The 15149-nt window shown below is 53.2% G+C and carries 13 protein-coding genes; 1 reads left to right on the top strand and 12 read right to left on the bottom strand.

Annotated elements, in window-relative coordinates:
- Positions 1-16: 16 nt before the first annotated feature.
- From ACQG22_RS12335 to ACQG22_RS12365, 7 genes are all read right to left on the bottom strand, one after another.
- Positions 17-496, bottom strand: a complete 480-nt coding sequence (locus ACQG22_RS12335) for a hypothetical protein (RefSeq protein WP_194500098.1) — start codon at positions 494-496, stop codon at positions 17-19.
- 119 nt (positions 497-615) lie between these two features.
- Positions 616-1932: a VasL domain-containing protein gene (locus ACQG22_RS12340; protein WP_369706454.1), complete on the bottom strand. Its 1317-nt coding sequence runs from the start codon at positions 1930-1932 to the stop codon at positions 616-618.
- Between the two features lie 23 nt (positions 1933-1955).
- Positions 1956-2411: a type VI secretion system baseplate subunit TssE gene (gene tssE / locus ACQG22_RS12345; RefSeq protein WP_038419559.1), complete on the bottom strand. Its 456-nt coding sequence runs from the start codon at positions 2409-2411 to the stop codon at positions 1956-1958.
- Complete coding sequence (tssJ, locus tag ACQG22_RS12350) at positions 2411-2956, bottom strand: type VI secretion system lipoprotein TssJ (protein ID WP_369706453.1); 546 nt, start codon at positions 2954-2956, stop codon at positions 2411-2413. Before tssJ ends, tssE begins: the two co-directional genes overlap by 1 nt.
- Positions 2934-4019, bottom strand: coding sequence for a type VI secretion system baseplate subunit TssG (tssG, locus tag ACQG22_RS12355; RefSeq protein WP_369706452.1), 1086 nt, complete (start codon positions 4017-4019; stop codon positions 2934-2936). Before tssG ends, tssJ begins: the two co-directional genes overlap by 23 nt.
- Positions 3983-5737, bottom strand: coding sequence for a type VI secretion system baseplate subunit TssF (gene tssF / locus ACQG22_RS12360; RefSeq protein WP_369706451.1), 1755 nt, complete (start codon positions 5735-5737; stop codon positions 3983-3985). Before tssF ends, tssG begins: the two co-directional genes overlap by 37 nt.
- Positions 5738-5827: 90 nt before the next feature.
- The gene (locus tag ACQG22_RS12365; RefSeq protein WP_127869327.1) at positions 5828-6079 is read right to left on the bottom strand and encodes a hypothetical protein; all 252 of its coding nucleotides are present in this window, start codon (positions 6077-6079) and stop codon (positions 5828-5830) included.
- Between the two features lie 194 nt (positions 6080-6273).
- Here ACQG22_RS12365 and ACQG22_RS12370 point away from each other — a divergent pair, with 194 nt between their 5' ends.
- Positions 6274-6606, top strand: coding sequence for a hypothetical protein (locus tag ACQG22_RS12370; protein WP_369706450.1), 333 nt, complete (start codon positions 6274-6276; stop codon positions 6604-6606).
- Between the two features lie 499 nt (positions 6607-7105).
- Here ACQG22_RS12370 and ACQG22_RS12375 read toward each other — a convergent pair whose 3' ends face one another.
- Genes ACQG22_RS12375 through ACQG22_RS12395 form a run of 5 tightly spaced genes read right to left on the bottom strand, consistent with a single transcriptional unit; the run spans position 7106 to position 15103 of the window.
- Entirely contained in the window at positions 7106-7528 is a 423-nt protein-coding gene (locus ACQG22_RS12375; protein WP_426711543.1) for a DUF1240 domain-containing protein, read from the bottom strand.
- Positions 7528-8793, bottom strand: coding sequence for a PAAR domain-containing protein (locus ACQG22_RS12380; protein ID WP_250182141.1), 1266 nt, complete (start codon positions 8791-8793; stop codon positions 7528-7530). The genes ACQG22_RS12375 and ACQG22_RS12380 overlap by 1 nt, the downstream gene beginning before the upstream one ends.
- Before the next feature lie 33 nt (positions 8794-8826).
- Positions 8827-10425 carry a type VI secretion system protein TssA gene (gene tssA / locus ACQG22_RS12385; protein WP_369707026.1) on the bottom strand — a complete coding sequence of 533 codons (1599 nt, stop codon included), beginning with the start codon at positions 10423-10425 and terminating at the stop codon, positions 8827-8829.
- On the bottom strand, positions 10425-13898 hold the full coding sequence (locus ACQG22_RS12390) for an ImcF-related family protein (protein ID WP_369707027.1): 3474 nt from the start codon (positions 13896-13898) through the stop codon (positions 10425-10427). Before ACQG22_RS12390 ends, tssA begins: the two co-directional genes overlap by 1 nt.
- A complete protein-coding gene (locus tag ACQG22_RS12395; RefSeq protein ID WP_058679505.1) occupies positions 13895-15103 on the bottom strand; it encodes a hypothetical protein in 1209 nt (402 codons plus the stop codon). The genes ACQG22_RS12390 and ACQG22_RS12395 overlap by 4 nt, the downstream gene beginning before the upstream one ends.
- Positions 15104-15149: the final 46 nt, after the last annotated feature.

The following is a 15149-nucleotide window of genomic DNA, read 5'->3' on the forward strand; positions in this document are numbered from 1 at the left end:
TCTTTACATACGCTCTTCAAGCCAGACGATCGACCGCAACAAAAAAGCGTTCTTCCGTCAAAAGAGCGCGTTCTTTAATGCTCTGAAACTCGCGCCGGATAAACCAGCCCGCTTCCGGCGCCATGCTCAGATAAAACACCTCACGAAAGCCCGGAGCTTCAACACGCATTCTTACACAACCCGTTTCTCCTGCACGGAAGAGCTGCTCTGGCACGATACTGACACTACGCTCGCCATTCTGCAGAAGGATAGTCGCTATCTCATAGCGGCAAATTCCGCTACTCAGGCTATAACCTAATGTGCTCAGATCATGAAGATACTGACGTGATAACGTGACTTCAATGCTAGTGCCCGCAAACCACTCAATGATTTGCTGCGCCAGCCCCTCTAACCGCTCGTAGAATTCAACGATTTCAGCCTCAACTGAGGTGTTACCTGACATTATATTCTTGCTACTCTGTTGCACTTTTTTAAAGAAACGTTCTCTGGCTGACACGCTGTTGCCTCTGTTCTCTTTCACACGGTTAAACCAGGATCAGCGCCCCCTGCGCTGACCGGCCATTTTTATCTTCCCGGATGCTTCCTTGCCTTCTTAAACGAGGGAACCCTTTGTAGCTATTCCGCCGTTTTTTGTTTCATCAGGGCATAACGGGCAATCAACTGCTGCAGATGCTGTTCTGTCTGGCTCTGCTGCGCGGCAGGCCACGGCTGGTTTTCAGGAAGATCTGCCAGCTGTCGCAGTTGTTCCTCTGCAGGCACGGCACTGTTAAATGCCTGCATCATGGTAAACACCGCTGATTTCAGCTCGCTGACCGTCATGTACTTACCCCGCTGTTCATCAAGTGCGTTAAGCCGGTTCGCCAGTTGTTGCAATTGGGTCATTCCCTGATGCCAGCCAGTCAGATATGGCTGCGGAAGTGCAGCAACGTTAACCTGCTGCTGCCACTGTTGCGCCAGCGGTTTCGCCTCTTGCGGCCAAAGGATCACCGCCTGCTGCACCAGGCTATCGCCGTAGCGCCATGCCCAGTCAGGTTTCAGTTCCCTAAGCTGTGCGAGCCGATTTTGCGTCTTGCTAAGCCCTGCCAGTGATGATGGTGACGCTTGTCGCAGCGCCTGCAACTGCGCTTTAGATAATTCGTCAGGTAAAGGCGCCAGAGTGGCATCGAGCTGCGTTTGAGCCAGGTCTGGTGTATGCATCGTCTGCCATCCCCATGCCACCGAGCTGGCAATCACCAGCATGGTCGCCATTCCGGCGACAAATGGCTTCCAGGGCTTCACCGGAGGCGGCGCGGTCATCACCTGCCTGTCCGGCAGCGGCTCCGGCTGCGCGACATAGACCCACCTGACGTGTTCTGCCGGGGTCGTAAAGCTGGCCGGGAGAACAGCACCGCCCGCCTCCTGCCCGCCGTCGCTGTTTTCCAGCCGTACCGCCGCGTTATGGACCTGGGTACGCAGAGCATCGAGCTGGCTGGCATGCCTCAGTTCAAGACGCTGCAATACGTCGCCCAGTGCGTTCAGGTGCTCTTCTGTCTGGTACAACTGACTGAGGTCGGTACAGGTCAGCGTGAGGGTGCGCATCGTCTGTTGTAACCGCCTGCTGAGCGCGCTGAGAATTTCCATACGCGCATGCACAGGCTGCGGCCAGATATTGCCCCACTGGCGGGAGAGGAGCGCGTCCAGTATTGCCAGTCCTTCGTTCATGCCGTACAGACCGGCCAGATGCGTTCGGACGAGCGTATACCAGGCCGCGGTCTGCAGTTCCACCCCGTTGTGCTCAAACAGCGACAGACAGAGCTTTTCCGCCTGCGACCAGTTGATGTCCGGTCGCGCCGGGTGGGTCAGTTTGTTCATTTCGTCACGCAGGGCGGCGTAATCCGCAAGCGTACGCGGGTCGCCGCCGGTTTTGAGGTGGCGTTCGGATTGTGTCGTCATGATGGTTTAAGCCTGAATAAAAATCAGAGTGCGGCACGGGTATCAAGATACTGCTGCTGTTTCAGGTGGCGGATTAACACCCTGCCCTCCGGCATAAATTCCGTACCGTAACGGACCAGACCGATGCCCTTCAGCTCCGCGTCGATGGCGTAGCGCAGTTCGCCGGGAATAGCCTGTTCAAGCAACACCACATCGATTCTCTTAAGCCGGGGCTCGTACTTAAGCAATACAGACGATAAGATCCCCATCAGTTCATGGGTCGTACCCGGCATCCCCTGCAGAATTTTGGTCATATCCGGCAGACCATAGTCCGGCAGGTGCGCCAGCGTACCGGCGCGGCAGTTGAGCACGCGCTGCATGTTATCAAGTACGGATAAAATCACCTGGTTCTGCTCACTGACCTGGTGCAGGCTCAGACCACCGGAAAAATTACCAGTCAGCATTTCATACAGCGATGGCGTGTTATGTCCCTGTGGCATCAGTCATCCTTTCGCGGTTGTAATGTCAGATGGTTATTCCCGGCTTCAAGAATGCGCGGTTTATCCGGATCGAGATCTTCACGTCTGAGCACCTGTTTCCAGGTGTTGTTAACCATATCCGGATGGCGGAACAGCCCGACCACCGCGACAAACTTCGCGCCTTCTTCCATCGGCATATCAAGGCCCACATCCCCGCCCGGCTTCACCACCACGTCACGGCTGGCCAGAAGGTCCGCTTTAAGAATGGTCTCCCCGTCCTTCAGCAGCTGCTGATAGACCGTTTTGTCGAAGATCTTGCGGTCTTTCAGTTGATACACGCGGACTATCACCGGCTCAGACAGCGAGTTACTTTCGCGGGAATCGGTGTTCAACGCTTCACGGGCGGTGAAATCCAGATGCAGTACCTTAATTTTTTTATAAAACACAGCGTTAAATGCCGATTTAGTGCCATCAGTGATACCCTGCGTCATCCCGCAGCCCGCCAGGCTGAACGCCAACAGTGCAGGCAGCCAGCACGCGGGTTTAATCAAACTTGTACGTAACACGTCGGTTTCCTTGTTGTGGTGTTGCAGGTTGCAGGCCGGTGTAATAGCCCAGTTCCGTCGTAAAGGTTTGCGGGATATCATCTGCAAACGCTCCCTCCTCCGCCCCCAGTACGCCATTCATGCCGAGCCAGAAAGATCCTTCACCGAGCGGTGGCACGGCCAGCAGGCGGGTCAGGGTTGTCAGGGTGATTTTTGCCTTAAAACGCCAGCCAAGGTAGACACGCAGCATCACCAGGAAGTCCTGATACAGCAGACCGTCCGGTTTCCATCCCTGTGATTCCTGTTCGTTATCGGTGGACAGCGCGATCAGCAGCTGGCTGCTGGCATCCATCGCTTCATCTCCAAGTGGCGTGTTGCCATCCAGTAGAAAATCGTCATCACCGTAAAAACCCAGTGGCTGACTGACCTCCACCGGACGCAGGCAGTACGGGCTGACCGTCACGGTGGTATCCGGTGCCAGCAGGCTCACCAGGGCCTGTATCCCCTCCTGGGTTTTCCCCGGTTGCTGAAGTACACCCAGCAGAGCCAGAAAACGGGATACCGGTGTGGCAATGTGGTTCGCGGTGCCGGGAATACCCAGCCCCACCAGGCCCAGCAGCGACTGCGAAATGCTGTCGCTCCCGCCGGGCTCAAAGGTGGCCGGGTAAGAGTACTTACGCCAGATGCGGTAAAACTGCGTCAGGATGCGGTGGCTGAAGATATCCAGAAACCCCTGCAGCGCATCATGTCCTTCACGGCGCTGAGTGATGTCATCAAGATACGCCGTCGGCAAGGGGGAATCGACACCGTACATCCCCATGAAGGTCGCTCGAATAACCGGAGGCGTGTTGTCATCGTCTTCATCATATTCGACAGACTTCAGTTCACCGGCCGGGAACCCCATCCCCGGATGCGGTGCAAAGCGTACCGGGTCATCTGCGGGATGACTGGTTGAACCCATCAGTGGCCTGCCCGGATGACGTTTCTCCAGCAACTGACAGAAACGATAAAAATTCATGCGGTGCAGGTCGGCTTCCAGCCGCGGGGTCAGCCGGGAATGCGGCGACTGTGCTTCTCTTCCCATTCCAGGCGCTCTCCTGTCGGTTGCAGAATGATAATCAGGCGGTTAAACAGATAAATGTCGGTATACAGCGCGAAGAAACGGCTCAGCATCTCGCCAAACAGGCAGATGTCGCCGCGCCCGGCAAAGCCGTGGCTGTCCAGCGTCACTTCAATCTGCACGCCACGAACCAGATAGCCCTGCTCAAAGCGCACGGTTTCACTGTGTTTCACGTCGAGGATGGCTTCCAGGCGGCGGCGGTTCATCTCGCTGTCGGTCCATTCATACAGCGCCAGGGTCCCGCGCAGCACATCGGCGTTATCCATCATCGACAGAAACCCGCTGCCAAGGTGACTTAGCACGCGCCAGTGAAAACGGTCCTGCGCCGGTGGATAACAGGGCAGCGTTGGCGCACATAGGTTGCGCACGGCAATATTGGCCGAGGTCGTTCTCATCACCGTATCAAGTACAGTGCTCTGCAGCGCACGCCGTGGCAGCTGGCCGTTGGTACCGGTGAGCGTCAGCGACAGGCTCTCATCTTCCGGCACCGTATGGTTATCAAACGCTTCACCGCCGAGGATGAGCCAGGTGTTATGCAACCCGGATGGCCCCCGGCGCACGCGGGTGTGGTAGTAATATTCCGGTGCTTCATGACGCATCATTCCGCCTTTGTGACGGAAGCTCGAAAACGGCACGTAGGTATGCTGGCTCGATGACATCACCGAATCCACGGTGTATATCTCGGTATGGCCATCCTGCACACGCATCGGGCGCAGCATGTATTCGGTTTGTAAGGAGTTAAGCGTCAGTGGGTCAGATTCCAGCGGAAACAGGTTAATCACCGGCACGCAGTTCAGGCGCAGATGCTTTTCGGTAAAGCTGAAATCGTGCTCCCAGCGTTCTGCCAGCACCACATCGATTTCAAACCAGGGGAGTTCAGCCGGAAAGGCCACGCTCTCCAGTCCGCGCAGCCCCGTGAACATGAATTTCTCGCGAAAGGTGAAATACTCCAGCAGCAACTGGTAACCGCTGAAACTGCTGTCCCCTTTCGGCCACAGTCTGTCATCTTCACCAAACCCCAGTGCGGTGAAATACCCGTCCAGCGGTCTTCTGTTCGTGTCACCCGGCATCCGCAGCCAGAGGCGCGCAGTGTTCATGGTAAAGGCTTCATGCATGGCGCAGGCCAGTGGTGCGTCAGCATTGAAATAGAACGGGATCTGGCTGAGATCGACACAACTCCAGTCAGCCAGATGGCTGCAGCTGAAGCGCAGGCTGATGACCGAACGCCCGTCCGGATCAGTCGACAGGCGGGCATGCTCCAGTGCAAGTGGCTGTAGGGTTATCTCTTGAGTTGTGGTGTAGCGACAACGTGTGCCTTTTTCTCCGATCGGTCGCGAGTTTACTTCGAAGCCTTTGTCAATACGCATCGGTTCTTTCATCTCACGCCAGTCGGGGGTGAACTCCACCACCGACATCGAGGGAATGGTGCGCAGGTAATGCGGCCACAGCAGGCTGACCAGCCCTTCGGTCAGTTCAGGCAGATCGTCATCAAGCTTCTCGCGAAGACGCCCCATGAGGAAGGCAAAGCCTTCAAACAGACGTTCCACGTACGGGTCGCGCGCGCCCGCTTTATCAAGATTGAGCATCGCTGCCTGTTCAGGGTGAGCACGGGCAAATTCTTCGCCCGCTTCCAGCAGGTAGCGCATTTCGGCGTCGTAATAACGCAGGGTTAAGTCGTCCATAGATAACCAATATGATTGAGTGTCTTACTGTGTTCAGGAATAAAGCGAAGCCATGACAGCTTACAACTTAATGAAATGAGATATTACCGACTAACATTTTTTACTTAATCGTTTAAAAACCAGTAAAGATACGATATAAATAGCAAAGAATGCAATATTTGACGTACAAAAGAATAACCAAGCCATGTAATAGGTTTCGTCAACCAAATAATCCAGGCGTGTTCCAGTTAACGCAGGTTCATACGTGTATTTGACATCTATAAATGAAAGGGAAAGAACTGCTGTACTGACCAGTAAAAATAAAGCTACGGGTGCACAAATAAGCAACAGACGTTTATTCATTCTCAACTCCCCGGGACTGACTGGATATTGTGGGAGCATAACCGCTCGAACCTTTTCTGACGAACCCATGTTCTCCACATACTGATGGTGGTAGTACGTATTCGGTGGCTATTCCCGGCATCCATCCATCAGGGTGACCGGCGCATTTCACATAGCCTTTACTCTCAAGAGTCGAAGTATACGCACAGGAAAATATGACAACACTTACGATAAAAACGCCTGCCAGCCCAATAAATAGCCTGTTTGTTTTTTTACATTTAATAATAGCCTGTTTCTCTCCGTGTCGCATAGCCAAAAACCAGTATATATATTGGAAGAGAAGAGTTACCAGGACCATGAGTAAAGCGAAAATAGTTGGTGAAAATACAATGTTACTTACAAATCCAAATAATTCACTAAATGCATCATTTGCAAACCACAAAGAGCAAAAAAATGAAAAAAAACAAATAACAAGGCTTCCAAAAACCCTGCGTTTCGCACTCATAAGTCAATTATCTAAGGAACCAGAACACCAATATATCCTTTAATGTATTTCTTTTATTTCAGATTCAACAACCTGTCACATCATCAATATGCCACGCCATAGAGATTCGCATCTACATATACGAACAGCAGTTACCAGGAGTGTTAACGACAGGTGATATATGAATAATGTGAGCAACCAGAACTAACAATCAAAAAAGAATAAAATATAAATCAGGAATATTTTCACATTCAAAGTTACTCTCAATCCTTTCGAGCCTGCCTGTATGATCGCGCTATGCTTTTGATAGCTCAAAAGTAATCGCACACAATCTTTAATTCCTTAATCACATGTATATATTATCAATACATATAACACTTTTCAATGGTTCAATTGTTTCACTCTCCTCGTTTAAATGAATATCTCATTAATAATCCATTATGATTTTGCATTGTATTAACACAGCACAAAGTAATCCATGTTTATTTTTCCTTGATTAACTGCTAATTTATAAACGGTGAAAAATCCAGCTGCGCAATATAATAAGATGGTTTTAAATTTTTTCAATTTATGAGGCAGATAGACGGATCTTTAACGTAGCGGGTTGCGGTTCCTGCCATCCAGCCTGATGGAATACCATTACAACGGACATATCCCTTGCTGAGCAATTCTTTAGGGTACAAACAGGAAAATAACACCCCTAATATTAAGATAGCAATGCAACTCCACTTCAAATAAGAAACATAATTATCCATTGTTTTTAAAGCAAAGCCCCTCCCCTTAAAAATCATCAGAATAAAATAAGTAAGTGGGAAAATCATCACAACAGGCAAGGCAATTAATGCAATGCTTAACCATGAGAACACAATGCTATCTTCGAAAGAGAAGTATGACTGAAATATACTATTCCCAAGATAAATACTCAGCGCACATAAGCCAAGGATTATTACTATAGCAAGAAAAGGACGCATTTTTTCTTCAAACATCAGTACAATCTCCGTTGAATACTCGTCAGATTATCACGAATATAATTGCGAACCTCCTCAATAATCACATCCTTTCCTCTAATTAGCATTTGTTCAGCAAACATCGCCCCAAGATCCAGTAATCCCTGTTCAGCCTCTCTGGCTTTGTTTGCAAATTCTTGTTGTGCTGACTCTATATAGGCTACAACTTTGTCAGTCGCACCAAATTTTTCATCAAGAACATTTAAGGTAATGGCAGCAACACCGCCAACGACAACAACTATTGCTAAGTTTGCAACGATCCATGGAGTTACCAGAACCAGTCCCACCCCCCAAACGACAGCAGATGCTATACCAATTTTAACTGCATCTGTTGCCAGACTACCAATAAATTCAGCGAAGGAAGTTTCATCATTCATTATGTAATCGATAGTGCGATATGCTGCAGCCACATAAAAGGTTAATCTTGCACCTTCTATGATCGATTTCTTCAGACCATACTTGCCTATGCCTATATCTACAACCTTAGGGTTCTTTGCGGAAAAAACTGGCGCATTTAATATTTTCCTAACTCCAGGGTAGCCACTAATTTTAATCAATTCTGTGCCTTTATGATTCACATATACCGTGGCCTTTATCCCAAAACTACCTAACTGCCCCACCAACATGGATGTTGTGACGACATCCTTTATATTTGTACCATAGTTAACAATTATTTGACCTGGTGTGCTTTCAGTTATCGCAATCCAGCCGTATTTCCACGCCCCCCAGGATGACAATATATCAAACACTTCGGGTAAAGTTAATAACATGATGTCTTGGTTATTTTGCTTAAACATCATTCTTAACTTTTCATCAGGTAAATCATGTGTGTTTTTTAACACAGGGTAATCAGATACAAATCCCGTTGGCTTTTGTTCACCAGTGAGATAAGAGGGCAATTCCGGGGAAGTTTGCCCCGGCGCCACAAAACCTGCTGCTGATTCTGCTGTAGATGCTCCGCTACTCTTCTCGTACGTATCATCCATCATCGACGGAATAAACTTCGCCTTACACGGACAGGAACTGTAGCTGTCGAGTGTTCCGGCCATTCGCCTGCCGTGAATGGTATCGTTATCAATGCCACCGGCTACCTTGTAAAGCCCTACAAATTTACCACAGGTCACGCCGTCCTGCTCCCTGGCAACAGGTTTACCAAACAGTGTGTGATCTTCTGCGCCCGTGATAATTCTTCCGCCGCAGGTCGTTTTGTCACCCTGAACCAGATAAAAACCTTTTGCTGGCATATGTTTTTCCTTATTTGCTGAATTCAGTCCTGGTTACCCGCAAAGCACCGCACTGCCTGCCGGGTCAAGCGCAATCAGGCCAGCCAGAAGCTGGTCCATCTCCGGCTGAAGCCGTGACTTATCGGCTTCACTGCGTGTGGCTTTTATGCGCAGCAGTCGGAAGCGGCGTGATTTCACTTCAAACAACAGCGCCGGCGTCCACTGCGCGAGGGTGATGGACTGTGCGGCATTGTCGAGCTCACCCAGTAAATGCAGGGCCAGTTCATTTTTACCTTTCTGCTCTGCCACACGGGCCATCAGCAGACGCAGCAACCATCTGTCTTTGGTGTCGGTACCCGGGCGTGTCTGCAGCCAGTGGAGTGTGGCATCCAGTCCTTCGCTGTCTGCTTTCTCCAGTGCTTCAGGTTCAAGCGCCAGAATATCGTTATCACCCGTACTGATAGCGCTGACAGGTTCATCCCGCCAGCCGGACAGATCGTCCAGCACGCTCTGGTTTATCCAGTTCAGCGTGACCTCATCGGCAAACGGTGTCCCGTCGTTGAAGGCCAGGGTTTCAAGCCCGGTTAGACGGCGCAGCAGCCCTTTCAGGTCGGCTGTGATGATGTCGGCCAGCACATCCTGCCCCGACTTCATCAGGGCCTGATGGGTGTACCACTGCAAATCCAGCCAGAGGTGATTGGCACCGCGTGAGAAGGTATTGTCCGCCTGCTCCAGTATTTCCAGCCAGCTCTGTTGCAGATAGAGGCGCTTGAGCATCGCCCGCTGGTCAGATCGCGGCGGCTCGATGCGCGTTTTCCCTTCAGCATCCGGTGCCGGAATAGCACTCAGCGTGTCATGACGCAGGCTTTTCATCAGCCGGTGCGCCGCAAGCCAGCCACCGGGTTGCTCACGCAGGTACCCCGTCAGGGTGCGAGCCTGAGCCAGTAAGTCCTGACCCGAGGTGATGCGGCTCAGCACTGGCGCGTCCTGTTCTGTTGTGTGAGATGGCTGCTGACTACGTGTCTGATTGCTTGCGTTCTGCGGTACAACGGCATCCACGCCCCCGCCTTTCATCAGACGGGACTCAAGAGCGCTGTACAGGGCATTCAGCTCCGCCCGTGATGCTTCAGGCTCTGTCTCCAGGCTGTCAGCAATGAGCAGTAGCGCCCCGGCAGTACGCTGTGCATCCTCGCGTACGACCTCCGGGTACAGTGACAAACTGTCCAGTACACGGGTACCGCCGAGCCATTCCAGCGCGGCCTTGCGGCTGCGGTCCCGCCGGGGGTGAAGCTGCATGCCGTAGCGCTGCAGTAATCCTGCCACCAGTTCAAGCCCTTCGGCGAAGCCAGCTTCGCCGTCCTGGTGCAGGCGCGCCCAGCAGTAATAAGTGGCAACCCGGATATCTTTGGCAGTAATGGTCAGCAGTTTTTCAGCAAGCGTGCATATCAGCCCGGTATCGATGCCGGAAAGCTTATTAACCTCCTCGCGAATGCGCTGGAAATCATCGTCATATCCCGGGTCTTCTCCCGCCGGACAGGTTGCGCTCACCGGGGCAAGCCAGGGCTGCCAGTTTTCCGTGCGTACCTGCGCCTGCTGTCGCAACAGGGTTTCATCCGCCTGACAGGCGGCAACCAGATTCTGCAAAATATCCATTATTCCGTTCCGTCCATATCACTGTCTTCCGTACTGGCCATCAGCGCCTGCGCCGTGGCCGCGCTGTCGACGCTGAATATCTGATCGGGCAGCGTAAAGCCGCGCAGTGCCAGTAACGCCAGCGGCCCGCTGCCCAGCTGTGAACGCAGCACCCACTGCAGGGTACGGCCATCCGGCGCGGTGAAACTCATCATCCACTGACTGCGATCAAGCTGCGCACACTTGCCCTGGTCCAGCCAGCGAATAAAGCCCCAAGTCCCGCTGTAATCCCCGAACAGACGCGCACCGGCGTTGACCGTGGTCCAGGTTAGCATGGTACCCGGCTTGTACGTGTCTCCCGGCCAGCGGAAGGACTGCCAGTCAGCCATCTGGTTGAAGTAGTGCAGCTTTTGTCCATCAACAGTCAGTTGCGTCTCCACCACCTGCGGTACCGGACGCGCCTGCAGTTCGAAGCTGATACCCTGGCTGCCGTCGGTAAACAAAATGTCCGACAGCTGACTCAGCTGATTAATCGCCCGCAGGAAGGCCGGGTTAAAACTCAGCCCCTGGCTGTTGACCTTATCCGGCACCCACTGGCTGCCCTCCTTGTGCAGAACACCACCGAGCTCTGTCGTCAGGAAGCGTTCAATACGTCCGCTGTCCTTACGCACAAATTCAGCCAACATCGGCAGGGAGGCATCACTTTTACTCGCGGCAAACGGGAAACGCCCGTCAAATGCGGTGTGCCAGTTCGCCACCACAGAGCGGCTCCACTTGTCATTGAGGCTCGCCGCCGAGGGCTGAAGCACGGTTTCCCATGCCTGGGTCAGCGGCTGCACAAACATCGTGCTGCCAAAACCACTCCACTCTTCGCCAAGACTTGCAGAAATGAGACTGCCGTACTGCTGGGTGTCGGTAAGGTCCACGCTTTTGCCCTGGAATACGGTCTGCGCCAGGGTCTGCATCATTGACTGCGGGTCAGAGGCGCTGGCCACCTGTTGCAGGCGCAGACGCACGCGGGTGATACGGGTCAGGTACGTCTGCAGGCTCAGGGAGTTATCAGCCGACATGACGTTGCTGCCCTTGTTTTTACCCAGAAGCTGAAGCAAAGGTCCAAAGGTGTCATCCAGCGGCCCCTGCGGTCCTGACGCAGACTGATCAATCGCAGGCTTATCTTTTCCGCCTACGAGATCTTTTGCCGATTTGATGATCGAGTCCGAAAGAGCTTCGCGCTGCTGTCCGGTCTGTCCCTGCCAGGCGAGGGTATTCATCAAGGCGATCAGCGGTGACTGGCGGACATCGCTCATCAGCGTCAGCTGGTCGGTGACATCCGCTATGTTGTTCGCCGGATTAAGTTGCAGGTTGTTGAGGAAGCTCAGCCAGCTGCCAGCAAAGTCAGTGAAGTAGCGTTGTGTCAGACGCGCTTTCAGTGCTTCCGGCGACAGGTCTGAGGAGACGGCTTTCCGGCTGTCGCTCAGTACCCAGTCGATTTCATCCCGGCGGGAATTTGCGGCCTTTTCGATAGCCTGCTGAATCCCCCCCTCCCAGGCCTGACGGGTGAAAATTCCCGGTACCACCTCATCGGTGGTAAACAGGCGACGGGCATCGGTACCGCCGGTCATGTCCTCCAGAGACACATCGGCAAAGTTACGGCGCACGGATTTGAGCATGTTCTCGTACAGCGTGCTTTCCGCGTTGCGCCGTCCTATCTGCTGCAGCAGCACCTGGCGGCCCTGGCTGACCAGCTGCACATCCGGCGTGATTTTCCACTGTGGCTGCGCTGGCAGTTCGGATATATAGAAAGCCCACAAATCCGGTGACAGGCTTTGCCACAGGCCTGCTGAGATACCCATTCGCGTCGGCTGCACGGTTTTCATGGTCTGCGCGTAGAATGCGCCGTCGGCTTTATCCGGACGAGCCATCATCAGCCAGGCTTTCAGCTGGTCATAGCCCGGTTTCGCCAGTCGTGCCCGTTGGTCACTGTTGGGGGCAGAATTTGCCAGCGCGCTGAGCTTCTGCTTAAGCGCCTCATTTGCCGGGTCGCGTATCAGGCGGTTGTTTGCCACGCCGTACCAGGGCAGCATCGCATCAAGCAGTTGCTGATTATGGTCGAGGCCGAAGCGCTGATACCAGGGCGCTCCGTCCTGGATACTGTGCTGCAGGCGGCCGGCATCATTGCGCAGAGTATGCAGGGCCGTCAGCTGGTAATCCGATACGGAAGGATGCTCTACCAGGGCATGCGCCTGCTGCGCAACAGAGACTATATGTGACCGGTTAACCGCGAACGACAGCAGCGTTCCCGCCCCCCAGACACCGATAATGGCCATCAGCGTCCAGGCAAGCGTCTGCTCCCACGCCATACCGACACGGCGGCCACGCACGCGGGGGCAGTCGTCAACGATACCCTGCCAGGTTGCCGGCAGGGTCAGCGCATGACGCTGTGACCCCGGAATATACTGCTCAGCGTCGGCTGTGCTCGCTGGCGTACCGGCAGTTTTCTTCTCCGGCAGGCTGAACATCAGCCCCCGCAGGGGAACGCGCTGCTGGGAGGCAGCCAACCATGGCACCAGTTGCTCAGTCCAGCGGACGATACCGCCGTCCTGGAGATGCTGACCCAGGCGCAACAGAAAGTCGTGGCGGTTGTTCTCAGTGACCTGACTCACACCCTGCGTTCGCAATGCAGGCAGCATCCGCTCAAGCTGACGTGTAATATCGTCAGCTTTGGCACGCAGCGGGAAGCTTGCGCCTACCGCCTGCTCAGGACGCGTATCCTGCGACCAGTTGCTGTCGCACAACTGCCACAGCCAGACCGGGGCGGAATAGCGCAGCAGTTCGCTGATTTTTTCCAGCCCGCGTAAATCGTTGTCGCTGATTTGCGGGGTCAGCTTAAGCGACTGCGGTAGTACACGGATAATCCCGTCCAGCGGGCGTCCGCGTCGCAGCTTGCGCAGCGCGATGTATTTTTCGCGGTCGGGCTCCGATGCAAGGCTGCCGCCGTAAATCAGCACGGTGCGGTTACCTTCAAGCCACTGCTGCTGTTGCAGGCCGGGTACCAGTTGTTCGATTGCCGCTTCATCGCCAGTGATTAACAGCAGACGGGTTTTGCTGCGCCAGTAAAGACTAATACGGGAGCGGAGATGCGCCCGAATCCTGTCACACATGACCACCGCAGGGTGAACAGGGTCGTTATCATTTTCCCGTTTCTTTTTCTCATCATCACCACTGGCATTGGCGACAAGCGCATCAAACTCCTTTTTACCGGCACTGAGAGCAGCCCACAGGTGCACAACCAGCATGATAAATGTGCATCCTGAAATACATCCGCCAGCGATAAGCCAGTAAGTTTGCTGCTGACTACCGTACTGAATCCCGGCAATATCCGGATGCTTCCAGACCATGAACGTCATAGCGGCTAACAACAAAAAGAAAATCAATGTGACAGCAAGATAGCGGCCTTCCGTAGACTTCGGTGCAAAAGCAAAAGGTAGCTTCACGGATCCATCTCCTGTCGGGAAGCAATGGGGGTAATGAGTGTGCTCCACAGCACATTCTGTGTCGTATCACCGCAGATAATCATCTGTGGGGACTGTGTTTGTCGGGCGATTTCAGTGGCGGCTGCGATGGCCAGCCAGGGGGCTGCGGCTCCGGCATGCCCCATGGATCTATCGAGTGAAATAACGGAGTCGTTCGCTACAGACTGCGCAGGATGCGCATTCTGGCACGCGATCACTTCTGCGCGTTGCTCACCCGTCATCCCGGCAAGCCATAAATTTTTAACGATATTTTCTTTGAGCGGGACGTTCCAGGCGGCCATTTTCATTCCCTCGCTCAGTTCACCTGAAGGGGAAGCATCTGGCCGGTGTAACAACGCGAGAGGTTCGAGTACCTCCTGTGTCAGGCGGTTGCCAAGAAGCAGCGCAACGGCTGCTTCAGCAGTATTGTTTGATTCAACCGGATCAATCTGGAGACCGATAATCAAAAGCATCGCCTCATCTTTAATACGGTGATCCAGCCAGTGGCTGACTACCCCCGGCCCATTACTGTCTATGTACTCAACAGCACAGGTTATGCCACTCTCGTGCCAGGCTTCCTGCCAGATATCTCTGACAGCAGGTAATGGCAGTGATGACGAAACATCGAGGATGACAACAAGCGAGGCGTATTCCGGAAACTGGTCAACTGGCAGATCGGCAATGAGTTCAGAGAACAGACGTGAGACGACCAATTCAGGAGTACCTTCAGGTTCTGTGGTAATACGGCTCAGCCTCTTGCTTTTTTCACCTTCCCAGTCGGACTGAGAAATTATAATGCTTTGATTATTGAGCATCTCAACAGCGACAGAACGCTGTTCGTCTTCCTGATGGGCAGTTATAAATGTCGTATTCAATATCTGAAGCGCACGGCGTACCCTGCGGGTCTCACGCAAGATCCATTGTTCCCGGCGCCTGTCAAAACTATTCGCTTTACTGTCCTGTAATGACCAGAGCCACATACGAAAACCGAAACTTATAATCCAAACAACAACGGGCGTACCAATAGCGACCAACCAGAAGTGGTTGTTATCGATGTAGCGTCCGAATATTCGCATGAGGATCACACTGATGACCAGCATTGCCGCCAGGACAGCAAACCAGCGGGATATTTTTGGCGGAACTGGCCGTGGATAACATTCAGGAAGATGTTTCAGGGAAAAAAGCATTCATAACCTCTGTTGTAAGAAGTTTTTATTGCAGACCTTAAAATCA

Source organism: Enterobacter cloacae complex sp. 309I3, from assembly GCF_050031595.1.
GTDB classification, from domain to species: domain Bacteria; phylum Pseudomonadota; class Gammaproteobacteria; order Enterobacterales; family Enterobacteriaceae; genus Enterobacter; species Enterobacter cloacae.

Bases quoted from the DNA above. Each gene is read 5' to 3' on its own strand.
- ACQG22_RS12340 (WP_369706454.1), bottom strand. From the start codon at position 1,932: ATGACGACACAATCCGAACGCCACCTCAAAACCGGCGGCGACCCGCGT.
- tssE (WP_038419559.1), bottom strand. From the start codon at position 2,411: ATGCCACAGGGACATAACACGCCATCGCTGTATGAAATGCTGACTGGT.
- tssG (WP_369706452.1), bottom strand. From the start codon at position 4,019: ATGGGAAGAGAAGCACAGTCGCCGCATTCCCGGCTGACCCCGCGGCTG.
- tssF (WP_369706451.1), bottom strand. From the start codon at position 5,737: ATGGACGACTTAACCCTGCGTTATTACGACGCCGAAATGCGCTACCTG.
- ACQG22_RS12365 (WP_127869327.1), bottom strand. From the start codon at position 6,079: ATGAATAAACGTCTGTTGCTTATTTGTGCACCCGTAGCTTTATTTTTA.
- ACQG22_RS12370 (WP_369706450.1), top strand. From the start codon at position 6,274: ATGACAACACTTACGATAAAAACGCCTGCCAGCCCAATAAATAGCCTG.
- ACQG22_RS12375 (WP_426711543.1), bottom strand. From the start codon at position 7,528: ATGTTTGAAGAAAAAATGCGTCCTTTTCTTGCTATAGTAATAATCCTT.
- ACQG22_RS12380 (WP_250182141.1), bottom strand. From the start codon at position 8,793: ATGCCAGCAAAAGGTTTTTATCTGGTTCAGGGTGACAAAACGACCTGC.
- tssA (WP_369707026.1), bottom strand. From the start codon at position 10,425: ATGGATATTTTGCAGAATCTGGTTGCCGCCTGTCAGGCGGATGAAACC.
- ACQG22_RS12395 (WP_058679505.1), bottom strand. From the start codon at position 15,103: ATGCTTTTTTCCCTGAAACATCTTCCTGAATGTTATCCACGGCCAGTT.